Here is a 17,722-nt window from a genome sequence, read left to right as displayed (position 1 = left end):
GATCTAGATGAACAAAGCCTCATTCATGAGTTGCCAGCGGCTGCGTGCTGTGTTGGCACTTTTCTTCGGAGCCAGTGGAACGCTGGCTTTTTCACCTTTTGATTTCTGGCCAGCAGCACTTGTTTCTCTTTTCGGCCTGCAAATCCTTTCCTTGCACAGAACAACCCGTCAGGCTAGTTTTATTGGTTTCTGCTGGGGTTTTGGCTTGTTTAGCAGTGGCGCAAACTGGGTTTATGTCAGTATCGCCGACTTTGGAGGTATGCCTACCACCATTAACATCTTTTTGGTGATTTTGCTCTCTGCCTATCTTGCTCTTTATCCTGCGCTATTTGCCGGTTTATTAAACCGCTTTTTCCCAACTACCAACTGTATCAGACTGGTTATTGTCAGCCCGGCACTATGGCAAGTTACCGAATTCTTGCGTGGTTGGGTACTAACAGGATTTCCTTGGTTACAATTCGGCTACAGCCAGATTGATGGTCCGATGAAAGCCATTGCGCCTATCCTGGGTGTAGAAGGCATTACCTTCCTGCTTATGATGATTAGCGGGTTGCTGGTGATTGCCACTGTTCACAAAAAGCTATCAACTTACAAAAAACTATCAGCGGCCATTATTGCCATTCTGCTGCTGCTGTTACCGTGGCCAATGAGACACTACCAGTGGTACACCTTACAGCCGGAAAAAACAACCGCTATCGCACTGGTTCAAGGCAATATTCCCCAGTCCATGAAATGGGATCCCGCCGTTCTTGATAAGACACTGGATATCTATTTAGATAACAGCCGTCCTTTCATTGGTAAAGCGCCAATCATCATCTGGCCGGAGTCTGCCATTCCTGATAACGAACATAATCAAAGTTATTTCCTGACCAAATTGGACACTCTGCTGAGGGAGCACAATACTAGCTTGATCACTGGCATTGTAGATGTCCGACCAACGTTGGAAGGTTATAAATTCTATAACAGCATTATCGTCTTGGGAGATAAGACACCTTACCAATATCCAGCACTTACCCGTTATGACAAACACCATCTTGTACCTTTTGGTGAATTTGTTCCACTGGAATCAATATTGCGCCCATTGGCACCTCTCTTCAATTTGCCAATGTCTTCCTTCAGTCGTGGGGCTTATATCCAGCCACAACTTTCTGTTGCAGGGCACAATATTACCGCTGCTATCTGCTATGAAATTATTCTGGGTGAGCAAGTACGTGATAATTTCAAGCCTGATACAGAGTTCCTCCTAACCGTTTCTAATGATGCTTGGTTTGGGCGTTCCATTGGCCCGTGGCAGCATTTCCAAATGGCTCGAATGCGCTCCCTTGAGCTGGGTCGTCCTCTACTAAGAGGAACCAATAATGGCATTACAGCGGTAATCAACCCAGACGGTTCTATTCAGGCGGAACTTCCACAATTTACTCGGCAGGTATTAGAAGCCAAAGTAACACCCGCCACAGGAGTAACGCCTTATTTTCACTTCGGAAATTGGCCAATATGGGGAACCAGCGCTCTGTTTTTCATCTTTGCTTTTATGAGAAAGCGCCAAAAAACTTAATTCCCCACAATTGATGAAACGTTGATGAGAGTCAGGGTATATTACTTATACCCTGACTTTTTATATCTTTTATCTAATCCCATAGACAAGTTCAGTATCCCCCTTAATCATCGCCTTCATCACCAAAATAAAGCAAATTCGCAATAGATATAACCAAGAACAGAACAATACAATAGATAATCGCTCCAAAAAGCGCAAAGTGTGAACAGCATTCAATATTATTCGCTCTTTAATCACACATAAATGAAGTTGTTTATTTATAGTGCGATGCAAGTCCCGAAATTGAAACATTATGGTTTCAAAAAAGTAACATTATGAATTATTTTTTTACGACATATAAACAAAATAATGCAGAAAATCGTTTCTACAGACAGTTTTTTCCATCCAAGTAGAAACATAATTCTCTGTAAAAAATCTAATTTCACAAATAACAACCAAATACAGGAGCTGTATATGCGTAAGTTGATATTAACCATGATGTTGCTTAGCGCGGTTGGAGCTGCCCATGCTGAGGAATTGACTGGAACACTGAAAAAAATCAAAGATAATGGCATTATTGTTGTTGGACACAGAGAATCTTCTGTCCCATTTTCTTACTATGATAATCAGCAAAACGTCGTGGGTTATTCTCAAGATTATTCCAACCTGATCGTTGATGCTGTCAAGAAAAAACTGGATATGCCTAACCTACAGGTCAAATTGATTCCAATTACCTCTCAGAACCGCATTCCCCTACTGCAAAACGGTACATTCGATTTTGAATGTGGATCGACAACCAATAATCATGAACGGCAGAAACAGGCAGCATTCTCTAACACCATCTTTTCCGTTGGCACTCGTCTTTTGACCAAAAAAGATTCAGGCATCAAGGGATTTGATGATTTAGCAGGAAAAAATGTCGTTGTCACTTCTGGCACAACCTCTGAAATCTTGTTGAATAAGCTCAATGATAAGAAGCAAATGAAAATGCGCATCATCAGTGCCAAAGACCATGGCGATTCATTCCGTACTCTAGAATCAGGCCGTGCTGTCGCCTTTATGATGGACGATGCCCTGCTCGCTGGTGAACGCGCAAAAGCGAAAAAACCCGATCAATGGATCATTGTTGGTAAACCACAATCAGAAGAAGCGTATGGCTGTATGCTACGCAAAGATGACCCTCAATTTAAGACATTGATTGATGACACCATTGTCAAAGTACAAACCTCCGGTGAAGCAGAAAAAATGTTTGATCGCTGGTTCAAAGAACCTATTCCACCTAAGAAACTGAATTTGAACTTTGCCATGTCAGATGAAATGAGAGCCTTGTTTAAATCGCCAAACGATAAAGTATTAAATTAAGCAAGGAGCTAAAAAATCCCGGTTTTATTGGCACGACGGGTATGAGGTAGTCGTTCCCTACCTCATTTTTTTAGATCATTTTGGGTTCAATAAATTACAACAAATGAATCATTTTTAAGTATTACCGCCAACCCCATTTCAGGGAGCATGTTTATGTCTGTTGATTGGAATTGGGGCATCTTTTTACAAGCTGCCCCTTTTGGTAATACCACCTATCTGGGGTGGCTTATTTCTGGCTTTCAAGTAACGGTTGCACTTTCCATCTGTGCGTGGATCATTGCACTCGTTGTCGGTTCATTGTTCGGTATTCTCCGTACCGTCCCGAATAAATTCCTTTCTGGGCTTGGAACCTGTTATGTTGAGTTATTTCGCAACGTTCCTCTCATTGTCCAATTTTTTACATGGTATCTGGTGGTTCCCGAATTCCTGCCTAAAAACCTGAGCGATTGGTTCAAAATGGAGCTGGACCCCAATATCCAATTTTTTATTTCCTCTGTCGTTTGCTTAGGATTATTCACTGCTGCCCGTGTATGCGAACAAGTTCGTGCAGCAATCCAATCACTCCCAAGAGGGCAAAAAGCCGCAGGACTGGCAATGGGCTTAACCCTGCCACAAACCTACCGCTACATTCTGCTACCAAATGCCTACCGAGTGATAATTCCTCCAATGACTTCGGAAATGCTCAATTTGGTAAAAAACTCTGCCATTGCTTCCACAATCGGATTGGTTGATATGGCTGCCCAAGCAGGTAAATTGCTGGATTATTCCGCACACGCCTATGAATCATTCACAGCGATCACATTGGCTTATGTGGGCATTAACCTCGTGATCATGCTTGCCATGAGCTTACTGGAGAAAAAAGTACGTTTACCGGGCAATATGGGAGGGCGATAAAAAATGTATCAGTTTGACTGGAGTTCGATTATACCAAGTTTGCCCTTTCTTCTGAGTGGGTTGATGATAACAGCAAAAATTACCGTGATAGCCATTATCATCGGCATTGTCTGGGGAACCATTCTGGCGATTATGCGCCTCTCATCCATCAAGGTATTGAGTTGGTTCGCTGCCCTGTATGTTAACCTTTTTCGCTCAGTTCCACTGGTGATGGTATTACTGTGGTTTTATCTGATTGTGCCTAACTTATTACAAAATGTTCTAGGTATATCACCAAAAACCGATATCCGTTTGATTTCTGCAATGGTAGCGTTTTCGCTCTTTGAAGCAGCTTACTATTCCGAAATAATTCGAGCAGGTATCCAGAGCATTTCCCGTGGGCAGTCCTCTGCTGCGCTGGCATTGGGTATGACTCATATGCAAAGTATGCGTCTGATCATACTGCCACAAGCATTTCGGGCAATGATCCCATTGCTGCTGACACAAGGCATTGTATTATTTCAAGATACTTCTCTGGTATATGTACTCAGTCTGACGGATTTTTTCCGTACAGCGACGAATATTGGTGAGCGCGACGGAACTCAGATTGAAATGGTTCTGTTTGCTGGCTTTGTTTATTTTGTGATTAGTTTTTCCGCTTCTATGCTGGTTAACTATTTGAAGAAAAGGACTGTTTGATGATTTCCCTGAAAAATGTATCCAAGTGGTATGGCCAATTTCAGGTTCTTACTGACTGCTCGACTGAAGTCAAAAAAGGCGAAGTAGTCGTGGTCTGTGGGCCTTCTGGTTCCGGCAAATCCACACTGATAAAAACGGTCAATGGCCTCGAACCTGTCCAGCAAGGTGAAATTCGAGTAAACGACACAAAAGTCAATGACAAGAGCACCAATCTGGCGCAATTGCGTTCAAAAGTGGGAATGGTGTTTCAGCACTTTGAGCTTTTTCCTCATCTATCCATCATTGAGAACCTGACGCTGGCTCAGGTTAAGGTACTAAAGCGCGATAAGAAAGAAGCTACCGAAAAAGGCTTGAAACTCCTGGAGCGAGTTGGATTATCCAGCCATGCGGATAAGTTCCCCTCACAACTCTCTGGTGGCCAGCAGCAGCGTGTCGCCATCGCCCGCGCACTCTGTATGGACCCCATCGCCATGCTGTTTGATGAACCTACCTCCGCACTTGATCCCGAAATGATTAATGAAGTGCTGGATGTCATGGTGAAATTGGCAAACGAAGGGATGACCATGATGGTTGTAACCCATGAGATGGGATTTGCCAAAAAAGTGGCACACCGTGTTATTTTCATGGATGAAGGCAAAATTGTCGAAGATAGTAAGAAAGAAGATTTCTTCGCTAACCCAAAGTCAGAGCGTGCACGTGATTTTCTAGCTAAAATTCTGCAATGATTTCTCTTCGTCTTTATCTTCGTCGGCGGAGGGAAAAACTACCGCCGACCTTAAATTTCCCCTTAAAAAGAAGTAATTTTCCATATTCCTCCTTTAACAAGAGTTGTTGCGCCTATCCCTTATCAGCTATGCTATGGAATCTTTGATTTCATAAACAAACTATGCGCGCCAAAGGCGTAGCTTTATTACTCACCATAGGATTATCGGTGCCATGCAAGAACAATATCGTCCAGAAGACATAGAACAACAAGTCCAGCTTCATTGGCAAGAGAAGCAAACGTTCAAAGTGACAGAAGACAGCAGCAAGGAAAAATACTATTGCCTGTCCATGCTACCTTATCCTTCTGGCCGACTACATATGGGCCATGTCCGTAACTACACCATTGGTGATGTGATTTCCCGTTATCAGCGTATGCTAGGCAAAAATGTACTTCAACCTATTGGTTGGGATGCATTTGGTCTGCCGGCAGAAGGTGCTGCGGTCAAGAATAATACCGCTCCTGCCCCGTGGACTTACGCCAATATCGAGTATATGAAAAACCAGTTAAAAACACTGGGTTTTGGCTATGACTGGGATCGTGAAGTCACTACTTGTGCACCAGAGTATTATCGCTGGGAACAGTGGTTCTTCACTAAACTGTATGAAAAAGGTCTGGTATACAAAAAAACTTCCGCAGTTAACTGGTGTCCACATGACCTGACTGTTCTGGCTAATGAGCAAGTTATTGATGGCTGCTGCTGGCGTTGTGATACCCAAGTTGAGCGTAAAGAAATCCCTCAGTGGTTTATTAAGATCACGGATTACGCAGAAGAACTGCTGAACGATCTGGATAAACTGGAAGACTGGCCTGAGCAGGTCAAAATCATGCAGCGCAACTGGATTGGCCGTTCTGAAGGTGTCGAAATCACGTTCAATGTTGCCGACAGTCAAGAAAAACTCACCGTTTATACCACTCGCCCAGATACATTCATGGGAGCAACCTATGTCGCTGTAGCGGCTGGTCACCCTCTGGCACAACAAGCCTCGGAAAATAATCCGGCACTGGCAGAATTTATCAACGAATGCCGCAATACCAAAGTTGCCGAAGCTGAGATGGCAACTATGGAGAAAAAAGGCATGTCAACAGGCATGTTTGTTATTCATCCATTGACCAACGAAAAGATCGCTATCTGGGTTGCTAACTTTGTCCTGATGGAATACGGCACTGGTGCTGTTATGGCTGTTCCTGCACACGATCAACGTGATTGGGAATTTGCCACTAAGTACAACCTGCCAATAAAAGCCGTTATTCTCGACAACGATGGCAATGTACCAAGCGTTCAGGAAGCGGCTGTCACAGATAAAAATGCACTGGTTAACTCCGGTGAATTCAGTGGCCTGAGCCATGAAGAAGGTTTCAATGCTATTGCTGACAAGCTGGTTGCAATGAGTGTCGGCCAACGTAAAGTCAATTACCGCCTGCGCGACTGGGGAGTTTCCCGCCAACGTTATTGGGGTGCTCCAATTCCAATGGCAACATTGGAAGACGGTACTGTCGTTCCTGTTCCAGAAGATCAATTACCGGTTATTTTGCCAGAAGATGTCGTGATGGATGGGATCACCAGCCCAATCAAAGCTGATCCTGAATGGGCAAAAATAACTATCAACGGTCAGCCTGCGCTGCTTGAAACGGATACCTTTGATACTTTCATGGAATCCTCATGGTATTACTCGCGCTATACCTGCCCGGATTACGATAAAGGTATGTTGGATTCGGATGCGGCCAACTATTGGCTGCCAGTAGATCAATACATCGGTGGTATTGAGCACGCTATCATGCACCTGATGTATTTCCGTTTCTTCCACAAATTGATGCGCGATGCTGGCATGGTCAACTCTGATGAACCCGCCAAGCGCCTTCTGTGCCAAGGTATGGTTCTGGCAGACGCCTTCTATTACACAGGCAATAGCGGGGAGAAAGTCTGGGTATCTCCAGCTGATGCTATTGTTGAGCGTGACGAAAAAGGCCGCATTGTGAAAGCAACGGATCAAGACGGTCATGAACTGGTTTATACCGGCATGAGCAAAATGTCGAAATCCAAGAATAACGGTATCGACCCACAAGTTATGGTTGATAAATATGGCGCTGATACTGTTCGTCTGTTCATGATGTTCGCAGCACCACCAGAACTGACGCTGGAATGGCAAGAATCTGGTGTGGAGGGTGCAAACCGCTTCCTGAAGCGTATTTGGCGTCTGGTTTACGAGCACAGCAACAAAGGTGCAACCCAGCCACTGGATGCCAGTAGCCTGACCACTGAACAAAAAGATCTGCGCCGTGACTTGCACAAAACCATAGCAAAAGTCACTGATGATATTGGCCGCCGCCAAGCGTTCAATACCGCCGTTGCAGCAATCATGGAACTGATGAATAAACTGACTCGAGCTCCACAGGAAACTGAGCAGGATCGTGCCCTGATGCAAGAAGCAGTCACTGCGGTTGTACGTATGCTGTCACCTATCACACCACACGCTTGCTTCATCATGTGGAAAGCGCTTGGCAATGAGAACGACATTGATACTGCGGCATGGCCACAAGCTGATGAGCAGGCAATGGTAGACGATACTAAGCTGGTAATTATCCAGATTAACGGTAAGGTTCGTGGTCGTATTACTGTACCGGCAGATGCAACAAAAGAGTATGTCCAAGAGATGGCGACACAAGAGTACAGCGTGACGAAATATCTTGAAGGCGTCAGTATCCGCAAGGTCATCTACGTTCCGGGTAAATTACTGAATCTCGTTGTAGGTTAATAACAGTAGGTTAATAACAGTAGATTAATAACAGTAGGCTGATAACAGGAGGCCATGTTTGTGGTAAAACGTGTGGCAAGAAGTGTGGTAGGAAATAATCTACGACATTGTATTTTCACGTTGTTGCTCGGGTTAGCGGTGCTAGTCACCGCTGGCTGCGGTTTTCATCTTCGGGGCACAACACAAGTACCAAAAGAGCTTCAAACATTGCAGCTAAGTTCTGGTGACCCATATGGGCCTCTGGCACGGGCAGTACGTCAACAACTTCGTCTGAACGATGTCAAAATTATTGAACATGGCGATGCCTCAATCCCTATCCTGAAACTTGTTGGTTCTGATGAAAACAAAGAGACAGTATCTGTCTTCCAGGATGGTAAATCAGCTGAACGCCTGTTAGTACTGAACGTGGATGCTCAAATTCTGATGCCAGATGGTAGCATCTATCCATTGCGGGCAAAGGTTGATCGTTCTTTCTTCGACAACCCATTGGAAGCACTGGCAAAAGATGCAGAAAATGAACTAGTGCAACAGGAAATGCGCGAGCAGGCTGCCCAGCAGCTTATGCGTCAATTGCTGACCGTTCATAGTGCAGAACTCCAGAAAGCCGAAGAAAAACAAAAATCTGCGGCTATACAGAAGCAATGATCCGACTTTATCCTGAACAACTTCTCTCGCAGCTCAATGACGGGCTGCGAGGCAGCTACCTGTTATGGGGCAACGAACCATTGCTATTGCAGGAAAGTCAGGACAGCATCCGCAAAGTGGCTGAACAACATGAGTTTCTGGAGCATTTCACCTTCACATTGGATAACCATACCGATTGGGATGAAATCTTTAGTCTGTGTCAGTCACTTAGCCTGTTTGCCAGCCGTCAGTCTCTTATCCTGCTGCTTCCGGAAAATGGCCCAAATGCCGCAATGGCAGAACGGCTGACCAAGCTGTCGGGGTTGCTGCATTCAGATATCTTGCTGATATTGCGTGGACATAAACTCACCAAAGCACAGGAAAATAGCCCTTGGTTCAAAGCGATTGGGCAAAATGGAGTATACGTCAGTTGTCTGACGCCTGAGCAAAATCGTCTGCCACAATGGGTGGCGCAACGAGCCAAAAATATGGGCCTATCACTGGAAGATGAAGCCAATCAATTACTGTGCTATTGCTATGAGGGAAATTTATTGGCGCTGGCTCAGGCTCTGGAGCGTCTTTCCCTACTTCATCCCGATAACCGGTTAACACTTCATCGCGTAGAAGAAGCCGTTAACGATGCGGCTCATTTCTCTCCCTATCATTGGGTTGATGCTTTGCTGGCAGGAAAAATAAAGCGGGCATGGCATATACTGAAACAGCTTCAGCAAGAAGATATCGAGACCGTGATTTTGCTTCGTACTATACAGAGGGAGTTGATGCTGCTTCTGGTACTTAAGCGCCAATATACGACTGTCCCTTTGAAGACCTTGTTTGATCAACACAAAGTTTGGCAAAATCGCAGATCATTGCTGTCAACCGCACTACAGCGTCTGTCACAGCGAGAACTGCAATCTGCCATACATTTGTTGACCCAGATGGAGCTGCGTGTCAAACAGGATTATAGCCAATCCATTTGGGCTGACCTGGAAACGCTTTCCATGCTGTTGTGCGGAAAACCATTACCAGAGAGCTTCTTAAATGCCTGATTCTATTGCTCCAACCAATACTGATCTCCAAGATATTGTTCCCCAAAATATTAGTTTTCAAAATATTAGCCTTCAAAATACTGACTCAGAAAATATGGCTCCGATAAATGCCATTGGTTCTGCAACCAATGTGGACTCTCCGGTTATTCAGGCTCTATTTGGCGGCACATTCGATCCTATCCATTATGGTCATTTGCGTCCTGTAGAAGCATTGGCTCAATTGGTGGGACTCAAGCAGGTTATCTTATTGCCTAATCACGTTCCCCCGCATCGCCCTCAACCAGAAGCAAGCACCCAGCAACGGCTGGAGATGGTTCGTCTGGCTGTACAGGATAACCCTCTGTTTACTGTGGATACCCGCGAGCTGGAACGGCAAACGCCATCTTACACAGTAGAAACACTGAAATCCTTTCGTCAGGAAATCGGTGAGCAATACCCGTTAGCATTTATCATTGGACAGGATTCATTACAAACTATCCATACATGGTATAAGTGGGCAGAATTGCTCGATATTTGTCACTTGTTGGTCTGTTCCCGTCCGGGTTACCAAAGTCAGCTTTCAGCCCCAGGAATGCAACAATGGCTTGAAAAACACCAGATTGTTTCTCCACTCCCATTGAGCCAAAAACCACACGGTTATATTTACTTGGCTGCTACTCCGTTATTAAACATTTCGGCAACAGATATTCGTCAACGCCACCAGCAAGGAATAAGCTGTGATGATTTACTTCCTCCAACGATAAAAAATTATATCGATTCACATAGGCTATATAAGAAATAGCGAAATCAGGTGGTTATTTGCAGCTAACTCGCTTACTTTTATAGAGATTGGCATGCTATTATTCTGCGTTACTTAACCTATTTTATGAAATAAAGGTGATCCTTTTGCAAGGCACAGAACTACAACAATTTGTTATTGATAAACTTGAAGATTCCAAAGCACAGGATATTGTTTCTATCGATGTTCGCGGAAAATCCAGCATTACTGACTGCATGATTATCTGTACCGGAACATCAAGCCGCCACTTGATGTCTGTGGCAGATAACCTAGTAGATGACTGCCGCCAAGCAGGCATCATGCCTTTAGGCGTTGAAGGGCAAGGTATTTCAGACTGGATAGTCGTGGATCTCGGCGAAATCATGGTTCATGTTATGCAAGAAGACAGCCGCCGTATGTACGAACTGGAAAAACTCTGGAGTTGAGTTTGAAGTTACAACTGGTTGCTGTAGGAACAAAAATGCCGGACTGGGTACAGACCGGCTTCATGGATTATTTGAACCGTTTTCCCAAGGATATGCCTTTTGAGCTGATTGAAATTCCAGCGGGAAAACGAGGCAAAAATGCTGACATCAAGCGAATTCTGGAAAAAGAAGGTGAACAAATGCTAGCCGCGGTTGGTAAAGGCAACCGTATTGTGACATTGGATATTCCAGGCTCTCGCTGGGATACTCCGCAGTTGGCACAACAGCTTGAACGCTGGAAGCTGGATGGCAGAAATGTCAGTCTGTTGATTGGTGGCCCTGAAGGTTTAGCCCCAGCCTGCAAAGCAGCAGCGGAACAAAGTTGGTCACTCTCTCCTTTAACCATGCCACATCCCCTTGTCCGGGTTCTGGTTGCGGAGAGCCTTTATCGGGCATGGAGCATCACTACTAACCACCCTTATCATCGGGAATAAATTGGGTAATCTGACACCGTGAATTCTGGTAATGGGATGAAGAATAAACGAACGCCTTTTCGCGATCACTCGGCTGAATCGGCTCTATTCATACGCCGCGCACTCGTGGCGTTTATAGGCATTATTATTTTGACCGGCATCTTAATTGCCAATCTCTATAATCTCCAGATTACACGCCACGAAGATTACCAGACTCGATCGAATGGAAATCGCATTAAGATCGTTTCCATAGCCCCAAGCCGGGGCATCATTTATGACCGCAATGGCACACCACTGGCGACTAACCGAACCATTTATCAGTTAGAAATTGTGCCACAAAAAGTTACTGACCTTGATAAGACATTAAATGAACTGCGCTCTATCGTTGGACTCACTGATGAAGACATTGAAACTTTCAAAAAAGAACGTCAACGTGCGCGTCGTTTTGCCTCTGTTCCCCTTAAAACTTCACTGACCCCAGTTCAGGTTGCTCGGTTTTCAGTCAATCAATACCGCTTTACAGGGCTGGAAATCAAAGGCTACCAACGTCGCTATTACCCTTATGGTTCCGCTCTCACCCATGTGATCGGCTACGTTGCCAAAATCAACGACAAGGATGTAGAACGACTGGAAAAAGAAGGAATTCTTTCAAACTACAAAGCTACCCACGATATCGGGAAACTGGGCATTGAACGTTATTATGAATCTATCCTGCATGGCAAACCGGGTTATGAAGAGGTCGAAGTCAACAACCGGGGTAAAGTGATCCGCCAACTACAAGAACAATCACCACAGGCCGGAAAAGATATTTACTTGTCAATCGATTTAGAACTGCAAAACTATATTGAAAAGATACTGACAACCAGCCGTGCAGGTGTTGTTGTTACCGATCCCCGTACCGGGGAGGTTTTGGCTATGATATCCAATCCAAGCTACGATCCGAATCTATTTGTCGATGGTATTTCGAGTAAGGACTATAAACTCCTGCTCAACGACCCAAATCGTCCCTTAATTAACCGGGCTACGCAAGGTGCTTATCCACCTGCATCAACAGTAAAGCCTTTTATTGCCGTTGCCGCTCTCAGCAGTGATGTCATTACAAAGAACACCACGACAAATGATCCCGGTTGGTGGCAACTACCAAACTCAGAGAAACGTTACCGTGACTGGAAACGCTGGGGACATGGCAAACTGAATGTACATAAAGCGATTGTCGAATCAGCGGATACTTTTTTCTATCAAGTCGCCTATGAGATGGGCATCGATAAAATGTCCGAATGGATGACAAAATTTGGTTATGGTCAATTTACAGGCATTGATTTAAAAGAAGAAAATCAGGGCAATATGCCCACCCGTGAATGGAAGTCCAAACGCTATAAAAAACCGTGGTATCAAGGTGATACAATCTCCGTTGGTATCGGTCAAGGATACTGGACTGCAACTCCGATGCAGATGGTAAAAGCCCTAATGATCCTGATTAATGATGGCGAGGTGAAAACACCCCATTTCTTGCTGAATACTCGCGTAAATGGCGAAATGCAACCTTACCATCCCCCAGTCAGTGAACCCATCGGAGATATTCACTCTGGGTATTGGGAAATTGCTAAAGATGGCATGTATGGGGTTGCCAATGCCCCAAATGGTACAGCTCGCAGGTCCTTTGCCGGTACACCTTATAAAGCAGCCGCAAAATCAGGTACTGCTCAGGTTTTCAGTTATGAAACCTATAATGCAAGCAAACTTGCTGAGCACTTACGTGACCATAAGCTGATGGTTGCCTTTGCGCCTTATGACAACCCGACAGTTGCTATTTCTATTATTCTTGAAAATGGTGGTTCCGGGCCGCCTGTCGGCACTATCGTTCGTCAAATTTTGGATCATATTTTACTCAGGGATAATAAAAAAATCTCTCCTGCCAGCTCCCCTGTGGCAACAGGAGTAAACACGATCCGAACACAAGCCATTAGGACACCAGCTAATTGAATAAGGCCATGACAGACTCACAAAATAAGGTTCCTTTCTGGGCCCGACTACATATAGATATTCCATTACTACTGTGCGTTCTGGCATTACTGGCTTACAGTCTTTTCATTATGTGGAGTGCCAGTGGTCAGGACATTGATATGATGGAACGTAAAATCGGACAGGTTATCATAGGCCTCATAGTGATGTTCATTTTGGCTCAGATTCCTCCACGCATATACGAAAATTGGGCACCTTATCTTTATATTGGCTGTGTCGTCCTGCTAATCCTCGTTGATGTTTTTGGGCAGATTAGTAAAGGCGCGCAACGCTGGCTGGATCTGGGTATTGTTCGCTTCCAGCCATCAGAAATTGCCAAAATCGCCGTTCCCTTGATGGTAGCTCGTTTTATGAATCGAGATCTCTGCCCTCCTTCACTGAAAAACACGGGTATTGCGCTGGTTTTGATCTTTGTCCCTACTCTATTGGTCGCAGCACAACCCGATTTAGGAACATCTATTCTGGTTGCCGCTTCTGGGTTATTCATCCTGTTTTTGGCAGGAATGAATTGGAAGCTAATTGGCGTTGCCGTTTTACTGCTTGCCTGTTTCATCCCAATATTATGGTTCTTCCTGATGCATGACTACCAACGCGCCCGCGTTATGATGCTATTAGATCCAGAAAGTGATCCATTGGGTAAAGGCTACCATATCATTCAATCCAAAATTGCCATTGGCTCAGGTGGGATATCTGGAAAAGGCTGGCTACAAGGCACTCAGTCGCAGTTGGAATTCCTGCCGGAGCGACATACCGACTTTATTTTTGCTGTTCTGTCTGAAGAATTAGGGATGATAGGGGTTCTGGTGTTGCTCGGACTCTATTTGCTGATCATTATGCGAGGTTTGTTTATTGCAGCCAAAGCGCAAAATACCTTTGGCCGAGTCATAGTCGGAGGGCTGATACTGATTTTATTCGTTTATGTCTTTGTAAATATCGGCATGGTAAGCGGTATCCTACCAGTAGTCGGCGTCCCCCTGCCGTTGATTAGTTATGGGGGTTCAGCACTAATTGTCTTAATGGCGGGGTTCGGCATTATTATGTCGATACATACGCATCGTAAGTTATTGTCCAAAAGTTTATGAGGAAGAAGTTTCATGCGTCAACAGTGGCTTATACTTAGCATCGTAGCAGTACTGATTTCAGGCTGTACCATAACAGGCAATAATCAGACATCTTCTCTTCCCCCAATTCCCACTCGGGATGTTTTGGGTGCAGAGCCTCAATATGAGCCTTATCACCCAAGCGCCAATCAAGACTATCAACGGGATGGGCAAACATATCACATAGTGCAAGACCCCGCTCACTTTACCCAAACAGGTTACGCCAGTTGGTTCAGTGAAGAATCCAATGGAAAACTGACAGCAATTGGTGAACAAGCCAGTCCTTATGCTTTAACCGCCGCACACCCGACGTTGCCTATTCCAAGTTATGTTCGTGTCACCAATTTAGGTAATGGACGCATGATGGTTGTCAGGATCAACGATCGAGGTCCTTATAATAAGCAGGGAAAAATCATTGAATTATCTCGTGCAGCAGCAGAACGACTCAATTTGATGCCACAAAGCAAAGTGAAATTGGATGGTATTCTGGTTTCACCTGATGGTTCATTATCTGGTTTGGGAACGGTTGGCTCAACGATCGTTAAACAGAGCTTTGCTTTACCTGACAGACCCGATATTGGTTCACAATCATCTACAGTAAAACAATCACCTACAGTAAAACAATCATCGGCTGAACAAAACCTTTCTGGAAATACAACAGGCCAGTCTGCCACATTACCTCCTGCGACTACATCACCTGCTCCTGAATCGGCAAAGGGTTATATGGTACAAGTAGGAGCTGTCAGCGTTGAACAAAAAGCCAAAGAGTGGCAACAGTCATTGAGCCAGCGTTTTAACGTACAAGGGCGTATCATCCAATTTGGTAATGTCTATCGAGTCCAATTAGGGCCATTTAATAGCCGTCAGCAAGCTACAGAACTACAAAAAAAATTAACGGATCAGATGCACCAATCCTCTTTTATTGTTGCCCCTGATTCATGAAACACTATCGATCATGAAACAACATCGATCAAGAAACACCATCGATCCATGAAACACCATCGCAATAAATAGCACCATTGCCTGCTGATATTGACATATTTCATTACTGTCAGCAGGCAAATAAAATTTGCTGCGAACATTTTCTGCGAACAAAAGTCGGGTAAAAAAGTGTAAACCTTCACCCCATTCAATTTTGTTTAATGTCAGCTTTTTTTGCATTTGTTATTATGTCATTTATTATCAATCCCTCTCTCACGGATGTTATCTAATCAATCATGAAATACATAGTTACTTCCCGTTTTATTAAAAGTGCCACCTTAGGCCTTGCTCTGACCGCCAGCGTTTCCACATTCGCCAACGCTGGTGATAACTTCAAAACTATGATCCCGGGTGTACCAGAACTGGATTCAGAAGCTTATATTCTGATTGATTACAACTCAGGAAAGGTATTGGCTGAAAAGAATGCAGATATCCGCCGCGATCCCGCAAGTCTGACCAAAATGATGACCAGCTATGTTATTGGTCAGGCCATTAAATCAGGAAAAATCGGCCAGAATGACATTGTTACCGTAGGTAAAGATGCTTGGGCTACAGGTAATCCGGTGTTTAAAGGCTCATCCTTAATGTTTTTAAAACCCGGTGACCAAGTTTCTGTTGCCATGCTCTCCCGTGGTATCAACTTGCAATCTGGCAACGACGCTTGTGTCGCCATGGCGGATTATGTGGCAGGTAGCCAAGATGCATTCGTCAACTTGATGAATAAATATGTGCAAAGCTTGGGGCTACAAAATACACATTTTCAAACCGTCCATGGCCTTGATGCCCACGGCCAATACAGCTCTGCCCGTGATATGGCATTGATTGGTCAGGCGCTAATCCGCGATGTGCCGGATGAATATTCTATCTACAAAGAAAAAGATTTTACTTATAACAATATTCGCCAACCCAATCGTAATGGCTTGCTGTGGGATAAGAGCCTGAATGTTGACGGTATTAAAACAGGCCACACCAGCGGGGCGGGATACAACCTTGTTTCTTCAGCAACCGAAGGCAACATGCGTTTGGTTTCTGCTGTAATGGGTAGCCCAACCTTCAGGGGACGTGAAACCGACAGCAAAAAATTGCTGACGTGGGGCTTCCGTTTCTTCGAAACTGTCTCACCATTGCAAGTTGGTAAAGAATTTGCGTCAGAACCGATTTGGTTTGGTGATACCGATAAAGTTCAACTGGGCGTTGACAAAGATGTTTACCTAACGATCCCCCGTGGCCGTTTGAAAGATCTGAAAGCCAGCTATGTATTGAACAATACCGAACTGCATGCACCACTCACTAAAAACCAAGTTGTTGGAACTATCAATTTCCAGCTTGATGGTAAAACCATTGAACAACGTCCGTTGGTCGTAATGAACGAAGTAAAAGAAGGTGGCTTTTTCAGCCGCATGATCGACTATATCCGATTGATGTTCCATCACTGGTTTGGTTAATCTCTTGAAAGCTAATTTCTCTTGAAAACCCAGCATTGAGCCTTATATTAATTAAATATTGTTAGAAAATTATCACGCCACGGCAAATCAATCATATGCCGTGGCAATTATATTTTAGGAGCGCCCATGAAAACCAAATTAAATGAACTGCTAGAGTTCCCTTGCTCATTCACCTACAAAGTGATGGGGTTAGCTCAACCTGAGTTAGTGGATCAAGTTATTGAAGTAGTTCAGCGCCATGCCCCGGGCGATTACTCTCCTGCCGTTAAACCAAGCAGCAAAGGCAATTACCACTCTGTTTCTATTACCATCAACGCGACGCATATTGAACAAGTTGAAACTTTGTATGAAGAATTGGGAGCACTGGAATTGGTACGCGTTGTGCTGTAATTCATCAACCGTATTGATAGCTCCAGAGTTATGCAATTGGGCTAATGTGTTGCTGTCGGTTAAACAGACAGCAACACATAATAATATTTGTTCTTGAAATAATTCAGAAATGGCTATCTCTCGGAGAATTAACCCAATACGCCATAAAATTAATTAATCTTCGATCTCAATGACGCGCCTAGTGAAGGATTATTTTTCTGGGGAGAATAATAGCCTTATACGTTGATCTGGGGCGTATCGTCGCATTTTATGCGCCTCAGAACCTTCAAAAACACAACGCAATATAGATGGTGATACAGTGATTCGTTCTTTCAAGAACAAGTGAAAAATAGAGTAAGTTGAAGACATAATATTATATTAACAAACAGGTTTGTTATTCTCTTGATTGGTAAAATTTTATACAAGTCAAATCAATCAATAATCCAAATCAACATAATAATGAGAATTATTATTAATAATGCCAATGATG

17 protein-coding genes are annotated in these 17,722 nt (G+C 44.2%); 16 read left to right on the top strand and 1 reads right to left on the bottom strand.

All coding sequences use genetic code 11. The annotated features are described in order from the left end of the window. Window positions 1–7 precede the first annotated feature (7 nt). The 16 genes from lnt to ybeD all read left to right on the top strand — a co-directional run bounded on the left by lnt (window position 8) and on the right by ybeD (window position 17,253). Window positions 8–1,555 (top strand): apolipoprotein N-acyltransferase, encoded by a 1,548-nt coding sequence (gene lnt, locus PSI14_RS05585; protein WP_273574888.1) that lies wholly within the window; start codon window positions 8–10, stop codon window positions 1,553–1,555. 453 nt (window positions 1,556–2,008) lie between these two features. Then, a complete protein-coding gene (locus PSI14_RS05580; protein WP_370688820.1) occupies window positions 2,009–2,896 on the top strand; it encodes an amino acid ABC transporter substrate-binding protein in 888 nt (295 codons plus the stop codon). A 153-nt stretch (window positions 2,897–3,049) separates the two neighbouring features. Next, window positions 3,050–3,790, top strand: a complete 741-nt coding sequence (locus PSI14_RS05575) for an amino acid ABC transporter permease (RefSeq protein WP_273574887.1) — start codon at window positions 3,050–3,052, stop codon at window positions 3,788–3,790. A gap of 3 nt (window positions 3,791–3,793) precedes the next feature. Then, window positions 3,794–4,468 (top strand): glutamate/aspartate ABC transporter permease GltK, encoded by a 675-nt coding sequence (gene gltK / locus PSI14_RS05570; RefSeq protein ID WP_273574886.1) that lies wholly within the window; start codon window positions 3,794–3,796, stop codon window positions 4,466–4,468. Beyond that, window positions 4,468–5,193: an amino acid ABC transporter ATP-binding protein gene (locus PSI14_RS05565; RefSeq protein WP_273574885.1), complete on the top strand. Its 726-nt coding sequence runs from the start codon at window positions 4,468–4,470 to the stop codon at window positions 5,191–5,193. The genes gltK and PSI14_RS05565 overlap by 1 nt, the downstream gene beginning before the upstream one ends. 211 nt (window positions 5,194–5,404) lie before the next feature. Continuing rightward, complete coding sequence (leuS, locus tag PSI14_RS05560) at window positions 5,405–7,987, top strand: leucine--tRNA ligase (RefSeq protein ID WP_273574884.1); 2,583 nt, start codon at window positions 5,405–5,407, stop codon at window positions 7,985–7,987. Between the two features lie 54 nt (window positions 7,988–8,041). Next, the gene (lptE, locus tag PSI14_RS05555) at window positions 8,042–8,632 is read left to right on the top strand and encodes an LPS assembly lipoprotein LptE (protein ID WP_273574883.1); all 591 of its coding nucleotides are present in this window, start codon (window positions 8,042–8,044) and stop codon (window positions 8,630–8,632) included. Next, window positions 8,629–9,660: a DNA polymerase III subunit delta gene (gene holA, locus PSI14_RS05550; RefSeq protein ID WP_273574881.1), complete on the top strand. Its 1,032-nt coding sequence runs from the start codon at window positions 8,629–8,631 to the stop codon at window positions 9,658–9,660. The genes lptE and holA overlap by 4 nt, the downstream gene beginning before the upstream one ends. 94 nt (window positions 9,661–9,754) lie before the next feature. Then, complete coding sequence (gene nadD / locus PSI14_RS05545; protein ID WP_273575050.1) at window positions 9,755–10,441, top strand: nicotinate-nucleotide adenylyltransferase; 687 nt, start codon at window positions 9,755–9,757, stop codon at window positions 10,439–10,441. A gap of 95 nt (window positions 10,442–10,536) precedes the next feature. Next, window positions 10,537–10,863 carry a ribosome silencing factor gene (gene rsfS, locus PSI14_RS05540; protein WP_273574880.1) on the top strand — a complete coding sequence of 109 codons (327 nt, stop codon included), beginning with the start codon at window positions 10,537–10,539 and terminating at the stop codon, window positions 10,861–10,863. 2 nt (window positions 10,864–10,865) lie between these two features. After that, window positions 10,866–11,336: a 23S rRNA (pseudouridine(1915)-N(3))-methyltransferase RlmH gene (gene rlmH / locus PSI14_RS05535; protein ID WP_047769160.1), complete on the top strand. Its 471-nt coding sequence runs from the start codon at window positions 10,866–10,868 to the stop codon at window positions 11,334–11,336. 36 nt (window positions 11,337–11,372) lie between these two features. Beyond that, a complete protein-coding gene (gene mrdA, locus PSI14_RS05530; protein ID WP_273574878.1) occupies window positions 11,373–13,298 on the top strand; it encodes a peptidoglycan DD-transpeptidase MrdA in 1,926 nt (641 codons plus the stop codon). Window positions 13,299–13,306: 8 nt separating this feature from the next. Then, a complete protein-coding gene (gene mrdB, locus PSI14_RS05525) occupies window positions 13,307–14,419 on the top strand; it encodes a peptidoglycan glycosyltransferase MrdB (RefSeq protein ID WP_273574877.1) in 1,113 nt (370 codons plus the stop codon). Between the two features lie 12 nt (window positions 14,420–14,431). Further along, window positions 14,432–15,379, top strand: coding sequence for an endolytic peptidoglycan transglycosylase RlpA (gene rlpA, locus PSI14_RS05520; protein WP_273574876.1), 948 nt, complete (start codon window positions 14,432–14,434; stop codon window positions 15,377–15,379). A gap of 275 nt (window positions 15,380–15,654) precedes the next feature. Further along, the gene (gene dacA / locus PSI14_RS05515; RefSeq protein WP_273574875.1) at window positions 15,655–16,863 is read left to right on the top strand and encodes a D-alanyl-D-alanine carboxypeptidase DacA; all 1,209 of its coding nucleotides are present in this window, start codon (window positions 15,655–15,657) and stop codon (window positions 16,861–16,863) included. A 126-nt stretch (window positions 16,864–16,989) separates the two neighbouring features. Beyond that, window positions 16,990–17,253: a DUF493 family protein YbeD gene (ybeD, locus tag PSI14_RS05510; protein ID WP_273555484.1), complete on the top strand. Its 264-nt coding sequence runs from the start codon at window positions 16,990–16,992 to the stop codon at window positions 17,251–17,253. A 189-nt stretch (window positions 17,254–17,442) separates the two neighbouring features. Here the strand turns inward: ybeD and PSI14_RS05505 are convergent, their stop codons facing one another. Beyond that, window positions 17,443–17,601 carry a siderophore-interacting protein gene (locus PSI14_RS05505; protein WP_273574873.1) on the bottom strand — a complete coding sequence of 53 codons (159 nt, stop codon included), beginning with the start codon at window positions 17,599–17,601 and terminating at the stop codon, window positions 17,443–17,445. Window positions 17,602–17,722 lie beyond the last annotated feature (121 nt).

Origin of the sequence: Xenorhabdus anantnagensis (assembly GCF_028598555.1) — a bacterium.
GTDB classification, from domain to species: Bacteria; Pseudomonadota; Gammaproteobacteria; order Enterobacterales; family Enterobacteriaceae; genus Xenorhabdus; species Xenorhabdus anantnagensis.
The sequence above is the reverse complement of the archived record's forward strand: the minus strand, read 5'-3'. Positions and strand labels throughout refer to the sequence as shown.

Bases quoted from the DNA above. Each gene is read 5' to 3' on its own strand.
- PSI14_RS05565 (WP_273574885.1), top strand. From the start codon at position 4,468: ATGATTTCCCTGAAAAATGTATCCAAGTGGTATGGCCAATTTCAGGTT.
- lnt (WP_273574888.1), top strand. From the start codon at position 8: ATGAACAAAGCCTCATTCATGAGTTGCCAGCGGCTGCGTGCTGTGTTG.
- rlpA (WP_273574876.1), top strand. From the start codon at position 14,432: ATGCGTCAACAGTGGCTTATACTTAGCATCGTAGCAGTACTGATTTCA.
- mrdB (WP_273574877.1), top strand. From the start codon at position 13,307: ATGACAGACTCACAAAATAAGGTTCCTTTCTGGGCCCGACTACATATA.
- nadD (WP_273575050.1), top strand. From the start codon at position 9,755: ATGGCTCCGATAAATGCCATTGGTTCTGCAACCAATGTGGACTCTCCG.
- holA (WP_273574881.1), top strand. From the start codon at position 8,629: ATGATCCGACTTTATCCTGAACAACTTCTCTCGCAGCTCAATGACGGG.
- lptE (WP_273574883.1), top strand. From the start codon at position 8,042: ATGTTTGTGGTAAAACGTGTGGCAAGAAGTGTGGTAGGAAATAATCTA.
- PSI14_RS05580 (WP_370688820.1), top strand. From the start codon at position 2,009: ATGCGTAAGTTGATATTAACCATGATGTTGCTTAGCGCGGTTGGAGCT.
- dacA (WP_273574875.1), top strand. From the start codon at position 15,655: ATGAAATACATAGTTACTTCCCGTTTTATTAAAAGTGCCACCTTAGGC.
- PSI14_RS05505 (WP_273574873.1), bottom strand. From the start codon at position 17,601: ATGTCTTCAACTTACTCTATTTTTCACTTGTTCTTGAAAGAACGAATC.
- ybeD (WP_273555484.1), top strand. From the start codon at position 16,990: ATGAAAACCAAATTAAATGAACTGCTAGAGTTCCCTTGCTCATTCACC.
- gltK (WP_273574886.1), top strand. From the start codon at position 3,794: ATGTATCAGTTTGACTGGAGTTCGATTATACCAAGTTTGCCCTTTCTT.
- PSI14_RS05575 (WP_273574887.1), top strand. From the start codon at position 3,050: ATGTCTGTTGATTGGAATTGGGGCATCTTTTTACAAGCTGCCCCTTTT.
- mrdA (WP_273574878.1), top strand. From the start codon at position 11,373: ATGAAGAATAAACGAACGCCTTTTCGCGATCACTCGGCTGAATCGGCT.
- leuS (WP_273574884.1), top strand. From the start codon at position 5,405: ATGCAAGAACAATATCGTCCAGAAGACATAGAACAACAAGTCCAGCTT.